The sequence below is a fragment of the Ruegeria sp. CE9 genome (genome assembly GCF_056537425.1).
The window spans coordinates 273711-288706 of sequence record NZ_JBQFRO010000003.1; the positions used below are offsets into that span (position 1 = coordinate 273711).

Genomic DNA, 14996 nt, shown 5'->3' on the forward strand with positions numbered 1-14996 from the left:
CTATGTCTTTCCCCGCCCAAAATCTGGCGCATCCGTGTCCTGCCCAGCATCGATAATGCCTCGGCGGATTGCCCGTGTGCGCGTAAAATAGTCGAACAATTGCTCTCCGTCACCTGTCCGGATAGCGCGTTGAAGTGCAAAGAGTTCTTCTGTGAATCGTCCGAGAATCTCCAGAGTGGCGTCTTTGTTGGTCAAGAACACATCACGCCACATGGTCGGGTCCGAGGCTGCAATCCTTGTAAAGTCTCGAAAACCCGCAGCAGAGTATTTGATCACCTCGGTATCCGTGACCCGCCGAAGATCATCCGCGACCCCAACCATCGTGTAGGCAATCAAGTGCGGCGCATGCGATGTGACCGCCAGCACCAGATCGTGGTGATCGGCGTCCATCTCATCAACATTTGCACCCATACCCTCCCAGAAATCACGCAGACGGGCCACCGCATCCGGGTCTGACCCTTCAACAGGCACGATCAGGTTCCAGCGATTGTCAAATAGTTCGGCAAACCCGGATTCCGGGCCCGAATGTTCGGTCCCTGCCAAAGGGTGGGCCGGGATGAAATGCACACCTTCGGGTATATGGGGCAAGACCGCCTGTATCACATGGCGCTTGACCGAACCCACATCGCTGACCGTAGCTCCGGGTTTCAGCACAGGCGCGATATCAGCGGCCACAGCCCCCATCGCCCCAACGGGCACACAGAGAACAACCAGATCGGCACCTTCGACTGCCTCGCGCGCGCTGTCGCAGACTTTGTCGCAAAGACCGATCTTGCGCGCGGTGTCCCGTGTTGCCTCAGACCTCGCATAGCCGGTCACTTCAGCCGCTAGGCCCGCACGTTTGATCGCCCAGAACATGGATGATGCGATCAGGCCAAGCCCGATCAGCGAGACGCGGTCATAAATCTGGCTCATGCTGCGCCCTCTTTGAATTCTGTGATCGCTTTGACGACAAGGCGGCATGCCTCCTCGTCTCCAACAGTGATCCGCAGCGCATTTGGTAGGTTGTAACCTGCAACTCGACGCACGATCAGTCCTTCGGATTTCAGATAGTCGTCGCAGGCCTCAGCTTCGGCCTGATCGCCAAAACGCGCGAGGATGAAGTTGGTATAGGATGGATCAGAAGGCACACCGATTTTCGACAGCTCATCCGCCAGCCACCTGCGCAATCGCGCGTTTTCAGAGTGGCAGAATGTCAGATATTCCTCATCGTTGATTGCAGCCTCAGCAGCGGCCAATGCCGTCAATGACAGGTTGAACGGCTGGCGCACACGGTTGAGCACATCGATGATCGGCTGCGGCGCATATCCCCAGCCGACACGCATCCCGCCCAGCCCGTAAATTTTCGAGAATGTGCGCGTCATGATCACATTCTCAAACCGGTCCACCAAAGATGCACCACCATCAAAATCTGCGACAAATTCCGCGTAAGCGCCGTCAATCACCATTAGGCAGGTCTGCGGCAACGCCTCGGCCAGACGCGTCAGTTCCGCTTGGCCGATCATGGTCGAAGTTGGGTTACCCGGATTGGTCACGAACACAATCCGCGTCTTGTCGTTGACCGCTGCAAGAATGTTGTCCACATCGACGCACCGGTCCTTTTCCGGCACCATGACGGGTGTCGCACCTGCCATCCGGGCAATGATCGGGTACATGGAAAACCCGTGCTCGGTATAGATTACTTCATCCCCCGGCCCTGCATAAGCCTGAGCGATGAACTGCAACACCTCGTCACTGCCAACTCCACAGATAATCCGCGCAGGGTCCAACTGGTGACGCGTGCCAATGGCCGCGCGCAGGCTGGCGTGGTCAGTGCTGGGATAACGATGCAGGGTCGCAGCGCTGTCGCGGACAGCTTCAATCGCCTTGGGACTAGGGCCAAACGGATTTTCGTTGGAACTTAATTTGATCACACGCAACACCCCTGCCACATGCGACTGACCGCCCTGATACAGCGCGATGTCCATAATGCCGGGTTGTGGGGTGATCTTGTTCATAAGAGGCTCCGTATTCTGGAGCCCCTCATACCCGTCTCATAGCGTTGAGAAAAGCAGCAATTCCGTCACGCCGCCTTGAAGCGCGCCGTCGCCGGGTCAGCGTTGTAGAATGGCGCGAATTCCTCGGTGCGATCGGACAGTTCGTTGACGCTGTCGATGATGAAGCGAACGGTCTCCTCGCTCATCAGGTACGAGAAATTCAGCCGTACCCAACCGGGTTTCTTCATCTCTTCGCCTGCTGACAAGGATGCGTGCAGCTCTTCCGAAGTTGCGCGGCCGATCCCAAGCAGGCGATGCGCATACGGTCCGGCGCAGGCACAGCCTCCACGCGCCTGAATGCCATAGATGTCGCTGAGCATTCGCGTAAACAGCTGTTGATGCACCGGCTTCCCCTGCCGATCACGCACAAGGAACGAATAGATCGGCAGGCGGTGAGTGTTCTCGGTGCCCAGCAATGTCAGATGAGGATTGCCTGACCAACCGTCCAAAGCCATCTTGTTGTAAAGCGCCTCGCGCTTTGCGATCTCATCTGTACCAACGGCGTCTTTCACGATGAAGGCAAGGGCTGCGCGAATGTCTCCGATAACATTCGGGGTTCCCGCCTCCTCCCGCGTTGCCAGATCAGCACTGTAGTCGTGCCGCCAGGGTGAAACAAAGCTGACCGTTCCACCACCCGGCCAACTGGGGCAGGTCCGCTGAACGGCGTCCTGATTCACCACCAGAACGCCGGATGCCCCCGGCCCTCCCGGAAATTTGTGCGGAGAAACGACAATTGCATCCTTGCGGGCATCCTCCGGCCCCATATCCATCGGCAGATAAGGACCGGCGCCTGCGTAATCCCAAACCGCCAAAGCACCATGCTCTTTCAGCAACCGAGTGACCGGATCTGGATCGGTGATAATACCAGTGACGTTTGACGCCGCTGAAAATGATCCAATCAACAGGTCTGAGCTCACATGCTCGACCAACGCAGCCTCAAGCATCCGCATGTCGGGCCCACCCTCAGCAGCTTCGGGAATTTCAATCACCTTTGCCTTGCTCTCCCGCCACGGCAGAATGTTCGAATGATGCTCATATGGCCCGATCAAAACGACCGGCTGATCAGCCTCTTGCACTCCCAGCAGACTGACCAGCCGGTTAAGACCCGCAGTGGCGCCAGACCCGGCAAATATCACCGCGTCCCCTTCCCCGGCGCCAACGATCCGAGCGATCTCGGCCCGCGCCTCGCGGCGCAGACGGGTCATGTAGGATCCGCAATAGGAGGCTTCGGTATGGCTGTTGGCATAAAACGGCAACACATGCGCAGCCACAAAATCCTCGACCTGCCGCAACGCGCGGCCCGAGGCGACGTAATCCGCATAAACAAGCGGTACGTCCTTGTGCAGACCCGGGATGAGTACTCCCTCACCGATCAGCCCATCACGCAGAGTATTTCCGTGAGCGGCAGTTTGTATTTCTGCGCGAAAGTTGGACAAGATCATAACACAAGCTCCATATTGCTAAACTCAATGTGATTGCTCAGCGACGGAGAAACTTCCCCTATTTTTTCCTTCTGAAACCAAATTTTGTGTCATATGCTTCAATATGGAGAAAAAATTAGATCAGATCGACACTCGTCTGCTGAAAGAGCTGCAAAAGGACGCCACACTATCACAGCGGGAATTGGCGGACCGAGCCGGCCTGTCCCAAAACGCCTGCTGGCGCCGATTGAAAGCCCTGAACGACGAAGGTGTCCTGCAAGGTTCAACTGCGCGGATCGCGAGGGAAAAACTGGGATTGAATATGGTGGTCTTCGTCATGCTGCGTACGCGCCACCATTCGACCGAATGGCTGCAGGCGTTCCGCAGACATGTCCTGACCATACCCGAAGTGGTCGACTTTCACAGAATTGGTGGTGACTACGACTATCAGTTGAAAGTCGTCACCCAAGATATGACATCTTATGACAAGGTGTACCAGCGCCTCATCGAGAAAGTTGAGTTGGACAGCGTCACATCTTACTTCGCGATGGAGGCCATCGCCGAAGGCCGCCCTTTACCCCTCTGATCCGCGCCTTCATCTGGCCAAAAATATCTCGGGGGGCGGCGCGCAGCGCCGGGGGCAGAGCCCCCTTAAACAAAAAAAGACCGCGCTGAACGCGCGGCCTTTCGAATTCGGTACATCGGCGAAGATTAGTTCTTCGCGTAGAATTCAACAACCAGGTTCGGTTCCATCATGACCGGATAAGGCACATCGCTCAGGCCCGGTGCGCGGACGAAGGTTGCGGTCATTTTCGAATGATCGGCGTCGATGTAATCAGGCACGTCACGTTCAGCCAATGCAGCGGCTTCCAGAACAATGGCCAGTTGCTTGGACTTGTCGCGCACTTCGATCACATCGCCTTCTTTGACGCGGTAGCTGGGGATGTTGACCCGCTTGCCGTTCACTTTGACGTGGCCGTGGTTCACGAACTGACGTGCGGCAAACACGGTCGGAACGAACTTGGCGCGGTAGACAACGGCGTCCAGACGGCGCTCAAGCAGACCGATCAGGTTTTCACCGGTGTCGCCTTTGACACGCTCGGCTTCGGCATAAATGCGGCGGAACTGCTTCTCGGTCAGGTCGCCGTAGTAACCTTTCAGCTTCTGCTTGGCACGCAGCTGCAGACCGAAGTCAGACAGTTTGCCCTTGCGGCGCTGGCCGTGCTGGCCGGGGCCGTATTCGCGACGGTTGACCGGGGATTTCGGACGACCCCAGATGTTTTCGCCCATCCGGCGGTCGATTTTGTACTTGGCAGACGTGCGTTTGGTCACGGCTGATCTCCTTCGTTTGATCGAGGCCCTACGGGCCACTATGAAGGGCGTTGTCCTCTTGAGGTTTCCCTCATGACAGGCATCCCCTTGCGGGGGCCACCAACACCAATGAAGCCGCGCTTATATCTGTGCATTGCCCAGAGTCAACACGTCACAGTGCTGAGCTATGACATTTCTGTCCTGGCTTGGAAGAATTCTGATAAGTGCCTTTATTCAGCAGCCCAACCGGCGGCACTTGTCATGCTTACCGGCACAGTATTTACACCCGCACTTGCCGCAGGGAAGGCGACAACGTTGCTGTCGTAACCGCTGTCAATCTCGACCGGTTCAATCTGTGAGGCGGCTGCGCTGACCCAGAACTCCTGTCCCGGCTCGGGGCACCCATCGTCGAACACCAGCACCAGCGACGCTTCACCATCTGCGCGCACCAGTTCCGCACCAAAGGTCTGGGCACCGTTTGACAGCTCTATCCTCGCACATTCGTTGATTGAGTTCAGGGCCACGACACATGCTCTAGCCGCTAGCATAGACACAAGCCCGCCGCCATCAGCACGCTGAGATAAACACTCAGCATTCGCAGCCAACTGAATCGCGCGCCCCCGCCAGGACCAAGAGCTTCCAACAACCAAATGGGCCAGAGGCGCTGCCTCAAGCCCGTCGACTTCAGTCTGAGACCAAAATACTGCTACGTGACCGTTATTACCGGTTCTCATTTATCCGCCCGCACTTTTACTCATCTAACAAGTAACTTTGATTGTGTATCAACGAAAAAATGGGCGGAAAAGAGACTGAAATGCAGCAATCACGTAAATGTTGCTAAAGAACAGCCCCAAATTGATACTTTATTCATGTGCCTTGCTGAACCCCGGTTCACAAACTTGGGATCCGAACTGTAATTTCATCGCTTTAGAGCTTGCAAAGCCAATTGGCCTTTTTTTAAAATAGATGGTGATGCGAACCATCAAAAAATGCCTTTGTTATTGCGGAATGCCGTTATCTTGCTGCCGAGATCAACAATAGGCGCATACGGAAACAATCATAACCTTCAGAAATGCTGGGCCAGAAAAGCAGCATCCTTGGCGGCAATTTTTTTGAATTCAACATCGTTTTGACGAACCCGTGCAATCGCAACCCCGATATCTGTCTGACTTTATTGCGAAGCCTTTTCTTTGTTGTGCCTGACATTACCAGTACATTTGCGTTGGTCTCGCACCTGAAGCACCAACCCATTAGAACCACACATAGACGAGTGACCGTTCGATATTAGTGAAAAAACAATGGAAACTTTGTAATCGGCTGCCAGATGGCCCATACCACAAGGTCATTCCCGCCCACAGAAAAGATCACTTGCAACAAAAAAAGACCGCTCAATAGAGCGATCTAGGTCGAAAACCTGTAGGATTTGTCGTTAGAGGTCGGAGACCCGGTAGAGCTCGGCACCAGCAACCTCAGGATCCCACATCGGTCTAAGACCTCTGGAGGCCAACTCATTGCGTAGACGGTTTGGATTACGAACCCAGAAACCATCGATCTGAGACAGTTTGCGATATCGGGCTTTGAAAACGCGCAAGCTTTCTTGATCGACCAGATCGTGCAATTTCCCCATGTGACGTACTTGGCCGCACGACTTGAGTGCTGAGTGACCATCTGGATCACTTGCCCGCAACAGAAACTGAACGGTTTTTGTAGGGACAAGAATCTCATGTGACGCCTCCGAGATTGTTAGTCCCGGTTGGCCGGCCTTCACGCCAAGTTTTTTCGCGACTTCTTCGAGGTTCACCAACACTGACTGGAACTTGAGGCCATGGGACGCAAAGACGGTATCGAACTCAGTGACCAAGAGTGGTTTGGCCATCTTTCACTACCGGCCGTGGAAATGGTGTGCGAGGCGTGGAGCCGTGAGCTTGATCCCTTCTGGGAACAAGCAAAACACGAAGTGCGTGACAGCTTCGCCTATGAGGATCTTCCCAAGGGGTACATCGCGCTTCAGGTTATCCTGGAAAAGCTCGAAAGCGATCATCAGGCGCCCGCTAAGATCCATGAAAAGATGGTCCGGGTCATCGAGGAAGCAGAACATGTTTCACGCGACCACGAACCCGCAATCGGACAGCGCATTTCAGTGGTGTTCTTTTCGGATGGTGCAGGCGAGCACTAGGCGGCCTCAGACGGCAGCGAAATGTAAATAAACCCGTCTTACTCGGCCAAGGGCATAATTATGGTTCGCATCATGTGAACGTGTGAGCATTCTCTCCCCTTTTTCTGGGTACACTTCCAACCTCGCACTAACAAAGAACAAGGCGCCGGTGACCAAAAATCCGGCGCATTTTTTTTCCTGCAAAACCGAAGAATTACGAGTTGTGGGCGCTAATGACCTTGTGTATGGGCGCTAAAATCGCCGAAATGGGTTCGTATTGCCTTGCGGTTCATCAAAAAGGCTAATTCACCCTATCACCCACACTTAGAGTGCCCACAGCTTCGGCACGTCATACAGCCCTCTATCATGACCATGTCGAACTGTCCGCAAGAGGGGCAAGCTTTACCGCGTGGGGCATCCATGTTGACGACTTGCGCCTGAGGATCGGCTTTCAGCCCCATGCCTTCGCCCTCAAGGAAGCCTATGTTGACCATGTGCTGCTCGATTACTCCTCCGATAGCGGCCAGAATGGATGGGATATACTTGCCCTTGACCCATGCGCCGCCGCGCGGGTCGAACACCGCCTTCAATTCCTCAACCACAAAGGACACGTCGCCTCCGCGTCGGAATACAGCTGAAATCATCCGCGTCAGGGCCAATGTCCAGGCGTAGTGTTCCATATTCTTCGAATTGATAAACACTTCGAATGGGCGGCGACGCCCGCCGATGACGATGTCATTAATGGTCAGATAGATCGCATGTTCACTGTCAGGCCACTTGAGCTTGTATGTCGAACCTTCCAGAGATTGCGGGCGGTCCAACGGTTCGGACATATAGACCACTTCGCCGCCATCAACCTCATGCGGAGCATCCGCGCTTTCACCCGGTGCTTTATCATCGCTTTCTGAAACCGTCAGCACGGAACCGGTCACATCGTTCGGGCGATACGTGGTACATCCCTTACAACCCTGATCCCAGGCCTGCATGTAGACGTCCTTGAACGCGTCAAAGCTGATGTCCTCGGGACAGTTGATTGTCTTTGAAATTGAGCTGTCGATCCATTTCTGCGCCGCCGCCTGCATCTTGACGTGATCGGATGGGCTCAGCGTCTGTGCATTGACAAAGAACTCGGGCAGCTCGGCGTCACCGAATTTGTCGCGCCACATCTGCACGGCGTAATCCACCACTTCTTCTTCGGTGCGCGAGCCATCCTTTTGCAGCACTTTGCGGGTGTAGGCATAGGCAAACACCGGCTCGATCCCCGATGACACGTTGCCTGCATAAAGCGAAATTGTCCCCGTCGGCGCAATTGAGGTCAGCAAGGCGTTACGGATACCATGTTCGCGGATTGCCTCACGCACATCTTCATCCATCTGCTGCATTGTGCCGCTGGCTAGATACTTCTCGGCATCAAACAGCGGGAAAGCGCCCTTTTCCTTCGCCAACTGCACCGACGCCAGGTACGCGGCGCGGGCGATCGCGTGCAACCAACGCTCGGTCTGTCGCGCCGCCTCGTCCGAGCCATAACGCAGGCCCAGCATCAGCAGCGCATCCGCCAGCCCGGTTACGCCCAGACCGATCCGACGTTTGTCTTGCGCCTCGGCCTCTTGTTCGGCCAGAGGAAATTTTGACGCGTCGACCACGTTGTCCATCATCCGCACGGCAGTACCGACCAGCTCTTGCAGAGCCTCTTCGTCCAGATGTGCCGCATCCTCGAACGGTTCGGCCACCAGCCGCGCCAGATTGACTGAACCCAAAAGACAGGCACCATAGGGCGGCAAGGGCTGCTCACCACACGGGTTGGTCGCAGCGATGGTTTCGACATAGTTCAGGTTGTTGGCCTGATTGATACGGTCGATGAAAATCACGCCCGGCTCAGCATAGCCATAGGTGGCCTGCATGATCTTGTTCCACAGATCACGCGCCTGAACGGTGTGATAGACTTTACCGTCGAACACCAAATCCCACGGACCGTCAGCTTTGACGGCCTCCATAAACGGATCGGTCACCAGCACCGACATATTGAACATGCGCAGGCGGGCCGGGTCGGATTTTGCGGTGATGAACTGTTCGATATCAGGGTGGTCGCAGCGCATGGTCGCCATCATCGCACCCCGGCGCGAGCCTGCAGACATGATCGTCCGGCACATGGCGTCCCAGACATCCATAAAGCTCAACGGGCCAGAGGCATCTGCCGCTACCCCTTTCACATCCGCACCGCGCGGACGGATGGTCGAGAAATCATAGCCGATCCCCCCGCCCTGCTGCATGGTCAGCGCAGCTTCTTTCAGCATATCGAAGATACCGCCCATGCTGTCGGGTATCGTTCCCATCACAAAGCAGTTGAACAGGGTCACCTGACGCGCAGTGCCCGCTCCTGCGGTAATACGGCCAGCGGGCAGATACTTGAAATCCTGCAGCGCCTCATAGAATTTTTCTTCCCAATGCGCCGGGTCTTTCTCCACCCGCGCCAGATCGCGGGCTATACGACGCCAGCTGTCCTCGACCGTCTGATCGATGGGCGTACCATCCGCCTGTTTAAAGCGGTATTTCATATCCCAGATCTGCTCGGCGATGGGGGCGGCAAAGCGGCTCATTGGTGATTCCCTGTGCTGAAAGAGGCATTCAGGCTACCCCAGATCACACCTTCACCACAACACCTTGATGACATCACCTTTAGAGCTACAATATAAAGACCGAGCTTTGGACGACTCTGTGGGAAAACTGTGGATAAGTACGTAAACCTCATCAAACTTTCGGTTGGATCGGAAAGCGTCGACACGCTGATGGCCTGGCAAGACAGCCGCAAGCCGCTTTATCAGGACGGCTTCCCGCGTCATGTCACCCGCATGTGGCCCAAGCGCGAGGCCGAAATTTTGAACGGCGGATCAATCTATTGGGTGATCAAAGGCGTGATCCAGTGCCGGCAGCGTATACTACGGTTGGACGAGGTGCGCGGTGAGGATGGCATTCGCCGCTGCGCCATCGTTCTTGACCCTGAAGTGCATCGAACTCAGAACGCTTTGAAACGCCCATTTCAAGGATGGCGCTATCTGAAACCCGAAGACACGCCCGCCGATCTGCCTAAGACGCGCGAGCAGGACGATGCCCTGCCCGATGACCTGAACCGTGCTTTGGCCGAAATAGGGGTGCTTTAGGACAGCCGGTCCAACAACGCGTTCAGAACCGCCTTTTCACCCGCATCATATCTCGCGACACGGCTGCGCCACAGGGTTGCTTGTGATTGCAGGATCAACCCGTCCGACAGGATTTTTAAGTGGTTCGCCCGCAAGGTCTCGCCCGTCGAGGTGATATCCGCAATTGCCTCGGCGGTTTCATTGACCACGGTGCCTTCAGTCGCGCCTTGGCTGTCGACCAAAGTGTAGTCAGCCACGCCTGCATCGGTCAGGAATTCCCGGACCAAACGATGATATTTGGTCGCGATCCGTAACCGGTGTCCGTGTGCTCTCCGAAAACCTGCCGCTGCTGCATCCAGATCATCCAGACTATCGACGTCAACCCAGCAGGCCGGCGTTGCGATAATCAAGTCGGCCTTGCCGAACCCCAGCGGTGCGATCTCTTCTACCTGTTGTTCCCAACGTGGCAGTTTTTCTTGAACCAGATCGATACCGGTGACACCCAGATGAATGCGTCCGGCCGCCAATTCACGCGGAATCTCACCAGCTGAGAGAAGGATAAGCGATACACCGTCGATCCCGTCGACCTTGCCCGCATACTCTCGATCCGAACCACTGCGCGACAAGATGATACCGCGTTTTTCAAACCACGCGAAAGTCTTGTCCATCAACCGGCCCTTCGAGGGCACGCCTAGTTTCAAGCTCATTGCGCACCCTCCTCGACTTCCAGCATCAGGTCTGGGCGGATCACTCCCCCGATCGCCGGAATCTCTGAGCCGCCACCCAACTGTCGGGTCAACGCATCATAGCGGCCCCCGGTTGCGACCGGTGGCAGATCAGGGCGGCCTTCGGCATAAAATCCAAAGACAAAACCATCGTAGTATTCCATCGAGGTTCTGCCGTAAGAGGCTTCGAAATCCAACCGGCTCACATCAATACCCCGCGCTTGTAACGCAGCAATGCGAGCTTCGAGTCGATCCAGAGCAGGTGTAATCTGCGGTAAATCAACCGCCACGTCGCGCAGTTGTTCCAATGCAAAGGGCATGGTCTCACGCACGTTCAGCAGCGTTTCCAACCCGGCCAGTTCATTGTCAGAAATCGGCGGAGCAGCCCGGTCTTCGCGCAGCGCCTCGATCCGTTCAAGAATTTCGGGTGCACGGCGCTTGCCGATCATCGGCGCGTCTATCGCCAGAGGATCAGCGGCATCCAACAGCGCATCGCGTCCTTCAGGGCCCGGCTTACCGCCAGAATATCGATCCAGCAAAACGCGGAACCGACGCGGACGCCACAGATGCCGCATAAGAGCGGCTTTACGACGCTCGGTTGTCTTCAGCCCTGCCACGGCTGCGGTCAGAATACCGATATCACCCGTCGCAGCACGCAAAGGCAAACCGCGCAATTGCAAGGCAAACAGGGAAAATACTTCGGCATCTGCCCCGGCCGGATCTTCGCGATCAAAGACCTCGTACCCGACCTGAATGTATTCGTTGGCCCGGTCCGGGTCATGCTCCTGTCGGCGAAAAACCTCACCCGAATAGGTATAGCGCGCAGGCTCGGCCCCTTCGGACATGTGCATCTGCACGACAGGCAGAGTGAAATCCGGGCGCAGCATCTGCTCGCCTCGCAACGCATCTGTTGTTACGTAGGCACGCGCACGGATATCTTCACCATATAGGTCAAGCAGCGTACCGGCCGGTTGCAGCAGAGGCGTATCGACGACCTGCGCACCCGCGGCTTCGAACCGGACGCGCATCATCGCGGCACGCGCCTGTATTTGGGAACGGTTCGGCATCGATCAGTCCTGACTGTCCAAAATCTCGCGCACTTTTGCGACCAGCTCGCCGCGCGGCACCTCAAACTGGCTGGGGCGTTCTTTCCATTCCTCGAGCGTGGCGCTTTCGGCGATCTTGGCGCCAAGGATCAAGTCCTTGATCTGCACGATGCCCTTGGCCTTTTCGTCACCACCTTCGATTACCGCAATGGGTGAGTTCCGCTTGTCCGCGTATTTCAGTTGGTTGCCAAAGTTCTTGGGGTTGCCCAGATAAACCTCAGCCCGGATACCTGCATTGCGCAGCTCGGCCACCATCGCTTGATAGTCGGCCATCCGGTCACGGTCCATCACGGTTACGACCACTGGGCCGGTGGCTTGCGCCGCAATCCGACCCTTTTCTCGTAAAGCGGCCAGCAAGCGATCAACGCCAATGGATATACCCGTCGCAGGCACTTCTTGCCCAGTGAACCGTTTGACCAGATCGTCATATCGGCCACCACCCGAGACGGACCCGAATTGCCGTTTACGACCTTTCTCATCGAAAATCTCAAACGTCAGTTCGGCCTCATAGACCGGACCGGTATAATAGCCGAGGCCACGCACGACCGAAGGATCAATCTCGATCCTGTCCGAGCCGTATCCGCCCGCAGCCAGCAGCGCACCGATCTGTTCCAGCTCGGCAATCCCGTCGGCGCCGATCTTGCTATCGCCAACAGCAGCTCGAAGGTTCGCTATGGTGCCTGAGGTATCAGCGGCCTTGGAAGTCAGGAAGGCAAGCACCGGCTCGGCCTGATCATCGCTCAGGCCCACGCCGTCGATGAACGCGCCCGATGCATCCAGTCGGCCCTTGGTCAACAGTTCGCGCACACCAGCCTCGCCAACCTTGTCGAACTTGTCGATGGTGCGCAGAACGTTGTTGCGGGCAGCGGCGTCTTCGCCCAGGCCCATCGCCTCAAGAACGCCGTTCAGAACCTTGCGGTTGTTGACACGTACCAAATAATCACCGCGTGGGATGCCAACGGTTTCCAACGTGTCCGACAGCATAGCGCAAATCTCGGCATCTGCGGCCATCGAGGCCGTGCCAACTGTATCCGCATCGCACTGATAAAACTGACGATACCGCCCCGGCCCCGGCTTCTCATTCCGCCAGACCGGGCCCATCGCATAGCGGCGATAAGGAGTCGGCAGATCGTTTCGATGTTGCGCATAGACGCGGGCCAGAGGTGCGGTCAGGTCGTAGCGCAGCGCCATCCAGTCGCCATTGCCGCCCTCATCAAACTCTTGCCACGCGAACACGCCCTCGTTCGGGCGATCCACATCCGGCAGGAACTTACCCAGCGCCTCGACGGTTTCAACCGCGCTGCTTTCCAGCGCATCAAACCCGTAACGATGATACACGCCCGCAATCGTCCGCAGCATCTCGGTGCGCTGCGTGACTTCCTCACCGAAATAGTCACGGAACCCTTTCGGCGTTACGGCCTTGGGGCGGGGCTGTTTCTTGGGCTTGGCCATGTGGGGTGTCCTTGGGATTTAGTGTTCCGCGCGCGGTCTATCCCATGGTCTGTTTCGGGGCAAGGCGGGCTTTGACTGGTCACGGGCTGCCGAGGCAGCTAAGAGACGCCTATAAGGAGAGCCCCATGCAGCATCTGGAAGAACAGATCGCCCATCTGATCCGCACGGTCGAAGAGTTGAACTCGGTCGTCACAAACCAACAGAGCGAGATCGACCGACTGACCCGCCGCGTCGAGATGTTGCTGCAGCGCGAGGCCGAACGCGCGCAGGAAGGCGCAGGCGGCGTCGTGTTCGGCGACGAACGCCCACCGCATTACTGAGGGCAAAATGATGGCGAGTGAGGACAGCGACGCGCCTTGCGTGTGGATTGCCACGACGGTGAACAATATCAACGTCATCTCAGCGGTAATCCGAAAGGAATACACTCCTCAATGGCGTGAAAGGCAGTCGCCCGAGGATGTTGAATGGTCCAAGCGAATGTCTCGGGAAGCCGATCTGGGCTGGAAACGCGGTGAGCTGCTGACCAAAGAGCAAATTGGCAGTCTGTGGTATTACAACTCCAAAGCCGAATACGACACCGCGCCGTTTATCAGCGGCGGTGGTTATCCTCTGGTTTCCAAATCCGCCAAATCAGTACTGGAACAGTTTGATCTGGGGGACACGGTGTTTCATCCGCTGACGCTGATGGATTCGACCGAAAGCCATCTGACCACGTCCGAGCGGCATTACTTTCTGAACGTGTGCAACAAACGATCCATGGGCAACTACGATGTATTGGGGCCAGAGGGGGACGTGCGGTCACCACTTAGCAATCGCTACGGTCGAACCTACCTTCCTAGAAGCAATCAGGAAGCCCAACTTGTAGTTATACCCGAAGCGTTGGGCGGACCAGACATCTGGCTGGACCCAAAAGTTCCGAACCTTCTCTTTTTATCCGACCGTCTCGTCCGTCGCCTGAAAGACGCCCAAATGGACAAAGGCTGGGGCCTTGTGCGTTGCCCGGTGCGCAGACTCTAACGCTCGCAACACCAAGCACCCGCTCACAACCCCAGCGTCGATTTCACCGCGCTATCGACCACCCCGCCCAGAAGGGCATCCTTGTCGGCGGCACAACCCTCGGATAGCGCAACGATGAAGGCTTCCCGCAGCTGCGCCTTTTCCGCGTCGGTGGTTGCGTGCTCTTCGATGTTGATCTGGCGGTTGTAAAGTGACAGGGCCGTCATCTTTCCAACGACTTCAACTACAAAAGCTTCGTTGCCGTCGGCCTCTTCGGTGATTGAGGCGCAGGTGTAGTGCATCACTGGCAAGGCGTCCTGCACCATTTGCTCGGCAGCGTCGTCAGCCAACGCAAATGTCGGCGCAAACAAAAGGGAGGCGAAAACAATAGGTTTAAGCTGCGTCATGTTCACTTCCAGTTATGTCCAATAATCGCGCCAGCCACACCGCCGATCGCAGCGCCCTTGCCGTCACCGACCAACGCGCCGACACCGGCACCGATCAGCGCGCCTTCAAGCGTCTTCTTCTTCTTTTTGTCATCCGCAAATGCGGCAGTTGCCACGGCAAGCGAAAGTGCCCCTGCCAAGACCAACGCCTTGGAGCCCATACCTGAAAGTGCCAAATCAATGCCCTCCTGTATCACGTATCAAATCAGCC

Annotated in this window: 16 protein-coding genes; 5 read left to right on the forward strand and 11 right to left on the reverse strand. The window is 56.4% G+C overall.

What is annotated here, in order from left to right; all coding sequences use genetic code 11:
• The 3 genes from ACR0B3_RS08485 to ACR0B3_RS08495 all read right to left on the reverse strand — a co-directional run bounded on the left by ACR0B3_RS08485 (position 1) and on the right by ACR0B3_RS08495 (position 3478).
• On the reverse strand, positions 1–915 hold the full coding sequence (locus tag ACR0B3_RS08485; protein ID WP_480808672.1) for a prephenate/arogenate dehydrogenase family protein: 915 nt from the start codon (positions 913–915) through the stop codon (positions 1–3).
• Positions 912–1997, reverse strand: a complete 1086-nt coding sequence (gene hisC, locus ACR0B3_RS08490) for a histidinol-phosphate transaminase (RefSeq protein ID WP_480808673.1) — start codon at positions 1995–1997, stop codon at positions 912–914. Before hisC ends, ACR0B3_RS08485 begins: the two co-directional genes overlap by 4 nt.
• Positions 1998–2062: 65 nt before the next feature.
• A complete protein-coding gene (locus ACR0B3_RS08495) occupies positions 2063–3478 on the reverse strand; it encodes an aminotransferase class V-fold PLP-dependent enzyme (RefSeq protein WP_480808674.1) in 1416 nt (471 codons plus the stop codon).
• A gap of 103 nt (positions 3479–3581) precedes the next feature.
• Here ACR0B3_RS08495 and ACR0B3_RS08500 point away from each other — a divergent pair, with 103 nt between their 5' ends.
• A complete protein-coding gene (locus ACR0B3_RS08500; RefSeq protein WP_480808675.1) occupies positions 3582–4043 on the forward strand; it encodes an Lrp/AsnC family transcriptional regulator in 462 nt (153 codons plus the stop codon).
• Between the two features lie 125 nt (positions 4044–4168).
• On the opposite strand, the gene rpsD is transcribed toward ACR0B3_RS08500, so the two are convergent.
• Together rpsD and ACR0B3_RS08510 are read right to left on the reverse strand one after the other, a co-directional pair.
• The gene (gene rpsD, locus ACR0B3_RS08505) at positions 4169–4789 is read right to left on the reverse strand and encodes a 30S ribosomal protein S4 (RefSeq protein WP_170683418.1); all 621 of its coding nucleotides are present in this window, start codon (positions 4787–4789) and stop codon (positions 4169–4171) included.
• Positions 4790–4998: 209 nt separating this feature from the next.
• The gene (locus ACR0B3_RS08510; protein WP_480808676.1) at positions 4999–5502 is read right to left on the reverse strand and encodes a hypothetical protein; all 504 of its coding nucleotides are present in this window, start codon (positions 5500–5502) and stop codon (positions 4999–5001) included.
• Between the two features lie 1091 nt (positions 5503–6593).
• On the opposite strand from ACR0B3_RS08510, the gene ACR0B3_RS08515 reads away from it, so the two are divergent.
• Positions 6594–6944 carry a hypothetical protein gene (locus ACR0B3_RS08515; protein WP_480808677.1) on the forward strand — a complete coding sequence of 117 codons (351 nt, stop codon included), beginning with the start codon at positions 6594–6596 and terminating at the stop codon, positions 6942–6944.
• Positions 6945–7237: 293 nt separating this feature from the next.
• Here ACR0B3_RS08515 and ACR0B3_RS08520 read toward each other — a convergent pair whose 3' ends face one another.
• Positions 7238–9520, reverse strand: coding sequence for an adenosylcobalamin-dependent ribonucleoside-diphosphate reductase (locus tag ACR0B3_RS08520; protein WP_480808678.1), 2283 nt, complete (start codon positions 9518–9520; stop codon positions 7238–7240).
• Positions 9521–9649: 129 nt separating this feature from the next.
• Here ACR0B3_RS08520 and ACR0B3_RS08525 point away from each other — a divergent pair, with 129 nt between their 5' ends.
• Positions 9650–10081: a DUF1489 family protein gene (locus tag ACR0B3_RS08525; protein ID WP_480808679.1), complete on the forward strand. Its 432-nt coding sequence runs from the start codon at positions 9650–9652 to the stop codon at positions 10079–10081.
• Here the strand turns inward: ACR0B3_RS08525 and hisG are convergent.
• Genes hisG through hisS form a run of 3 tightly spaced genes read right to left on the reverse strand, consistent with a single transcriptional unit; the run spans position 10078 to position 13343 of the window.
• Positions 10078–10767, reverse strand: coding sequence for an ATP phosphoribosyltransferase (gene hisG, locus ACR0B3_RS08530; RefSeq protein ID WP_480808680.1), 690 nt, complete (start codon positions 10765–10767; stop codon positions 10078–10080). The two genes, ACR0B3_RS08525 and hisG, sit on opposite strands and share 4 nt — an antisense overlap.
• Complete coding sequence (locus ACR0B3_RS08535; RefSeq protein ID WP_480808681.1) at positions 10764–11852, reverse strand: ATP phosphoribosyltransferase regulatory subunit; 1089 nt, start codon at positions 11850–11852, stop codon at positions 10764–10766. The genes hisG and ACR0B3_RS08535 overlap by 4 nt, the downstream gene beginning before the upstream one ends.
• Before the next feature lie 3 nt (positions 11853–11855).
• Positions 11856–13343: a histidine--tRNA ligase gene (gene hisS / locus ACR0B3_RS08540; protein ID WP_480808682.1), complete on the reverse strand. Its 1488-nt coding sequence runs from the start codon at positions 13341–13343 to the stop codon at positions 11856–11858.
• Between the two features lie 125 nt (positions 13344–13468).
• On the opposite strand from hisS, the gene ACR0B3_RS08545 reads away from it, so the two are divergent.
• Both ACR0B3_RS08545 and ACR0B3_RS08550 read left to right on the forward strand, forming a co-directional pair.
• Positions 13469–13663 carry a SlyX family protein gene (locus ACR0B3_RS08545; RefSeq protein WP_480808683.1) on the forward strand — a complete coding sequence of 65 codons (195 nt, stop codon included), beginning with the start codon at positions 13469–13471 and terminating at the stop codon, positions 13661–13663.
• Between the two features lie 7 nt (positions 13664–13670).
• On the forward strand, positions 13671–14360 hold the full coding sequence (locus ACR0B3_RS08550) for an imm11 family protein (protein WP_480808684.1): 690 nt from the start codon (positions 13671–13673) through the stop codon (positions 14358–14360).
• 23 nt (positions 14361–14383) lie between these two features.
• Here the strand turns inward: ACR0B3_RS08550 and ACR0B3_RS08555 are convergent, their stop codons facing one another.
• Together ACR0B3_RS08555 and ACR0B3_RS08560 are read right to left on the reverse strand one after the other, a co-directional pair.
• Positions 14384–14746 (reverse strand): hypothetical protein, encoded by a 363-nt coding sequence (locus tag ACR0B3_RS08555; RefSeq protein ID WP_480808685.1) that lies wholly within the window; start codon positions 14744–14746, stop codon positions 14384–14386.
• Positions 14747–14748: 2 nt separating this feature from the next.
• Complete coding sequence (locus ACR0B3_RS08560) at positions 14749–14961, reverse strand: YMGG-like glycine zipper-containing protein (protein WP_480685424.1); 213 nt, start codon at positions 14959–14961, stop codon at positions 14749–14751.
• Between the last annotated feature and the right edge of the window lie 35 nt (positions 14962–14996).

Bases quoted from the DNA above. Each gene is read 5' to 3' on its own strand.
- ACR0B3_RS08495 (WP_480808674.1), bottom strand. From the start codon at position 3,478: ATGATCTTGTCCAACTTTCGCGCAGAAATACAAACTGCCGCTCACGGA.
- ACR0B3_RS08510 (WP_480808676.1), bottom strand. From the start codon at position 5,502: ATGAGAACCGGTAATAACGGTCACGTAGCAGTATTTTGGTCTCAGACT.
- ACR0B3_RS08520 (WP_480808678.1), bottom strand. From the start codon at position 9,520: ATGAGCCGCTTTGCCGCCCCCATCGCCGAGCAGATCTGGGATATGAAA.
- hisG (WP_480808680.1), bottom strand. From the start codon at position 10,767: ATGAGCTTGAAACTAGGCGTGCCCTCGAAGGGCCGGTTGATGGACAAG.
- ACR0B3_RS08545 (WP_480808683.1), top strand. From the start codon at position 13,469: ATGCAGCATCTGGAAGAACAGATCGCCCATCTGATCCGCACGGTCGAA.
- ACR0B3_RS08485 (WP_480808672.1), bottom strand. From the start codon at position 915: ATGAGCCAGATTTATGACCGCGTCTCGCTGATCGGGCTTGGCCTGATC.
- ACR0B3_RS08500 (WP_480808675.1), top strand. From the start codon at position 3,582: ATGGAGAAAAAATTAGATCAGATCGACACTCGTCTGCTGAAAGAGCTG.
- ACR0B3_RS08550 (WP_480808684.1), top strand. From the start codon at position 13,671: ATGATGGCGAGTGAGGACAGCGACGCGCCTTGCGTGTGGATTGCCACG.
- ACR0B3_RS08555 (WP_480808685.1), bottom strand. From the start codon at position 14,746: ATGACGCAGCTTAAACCTATTGTTTTCGCCTCCCTTTTGTTTGCGCCG.
- ACR0B3_RS08535 (WP_480808681.1), bottom strand. From the start codon at position 11,852: ATGCCGAACCGTTCCCAAATACAGGCGCGTGCCGCGATGATGCGCGTC.
- ACR0B3_RS08515 (WP_480808677.1), top strand. From the start codon at position 6,594: ATGGGACGCAAAGACGGTATCGAACTCAGTGACCAAGAGTGGTTTGGC.
- hisS (WP_480808682.1), bottom strand. From the start codon at position 13,343: ATGGCCAAGCCCAAGAAACAGCCCCGCCCCAAGGCCGTAACGCCGAAA.
- hisC (WP_480808673.1), bottom strand. From the start codon at position 1,997: ATGAACAAGATCACCCCACAACCCGGCATTATGGACATCGCGCTGTAT.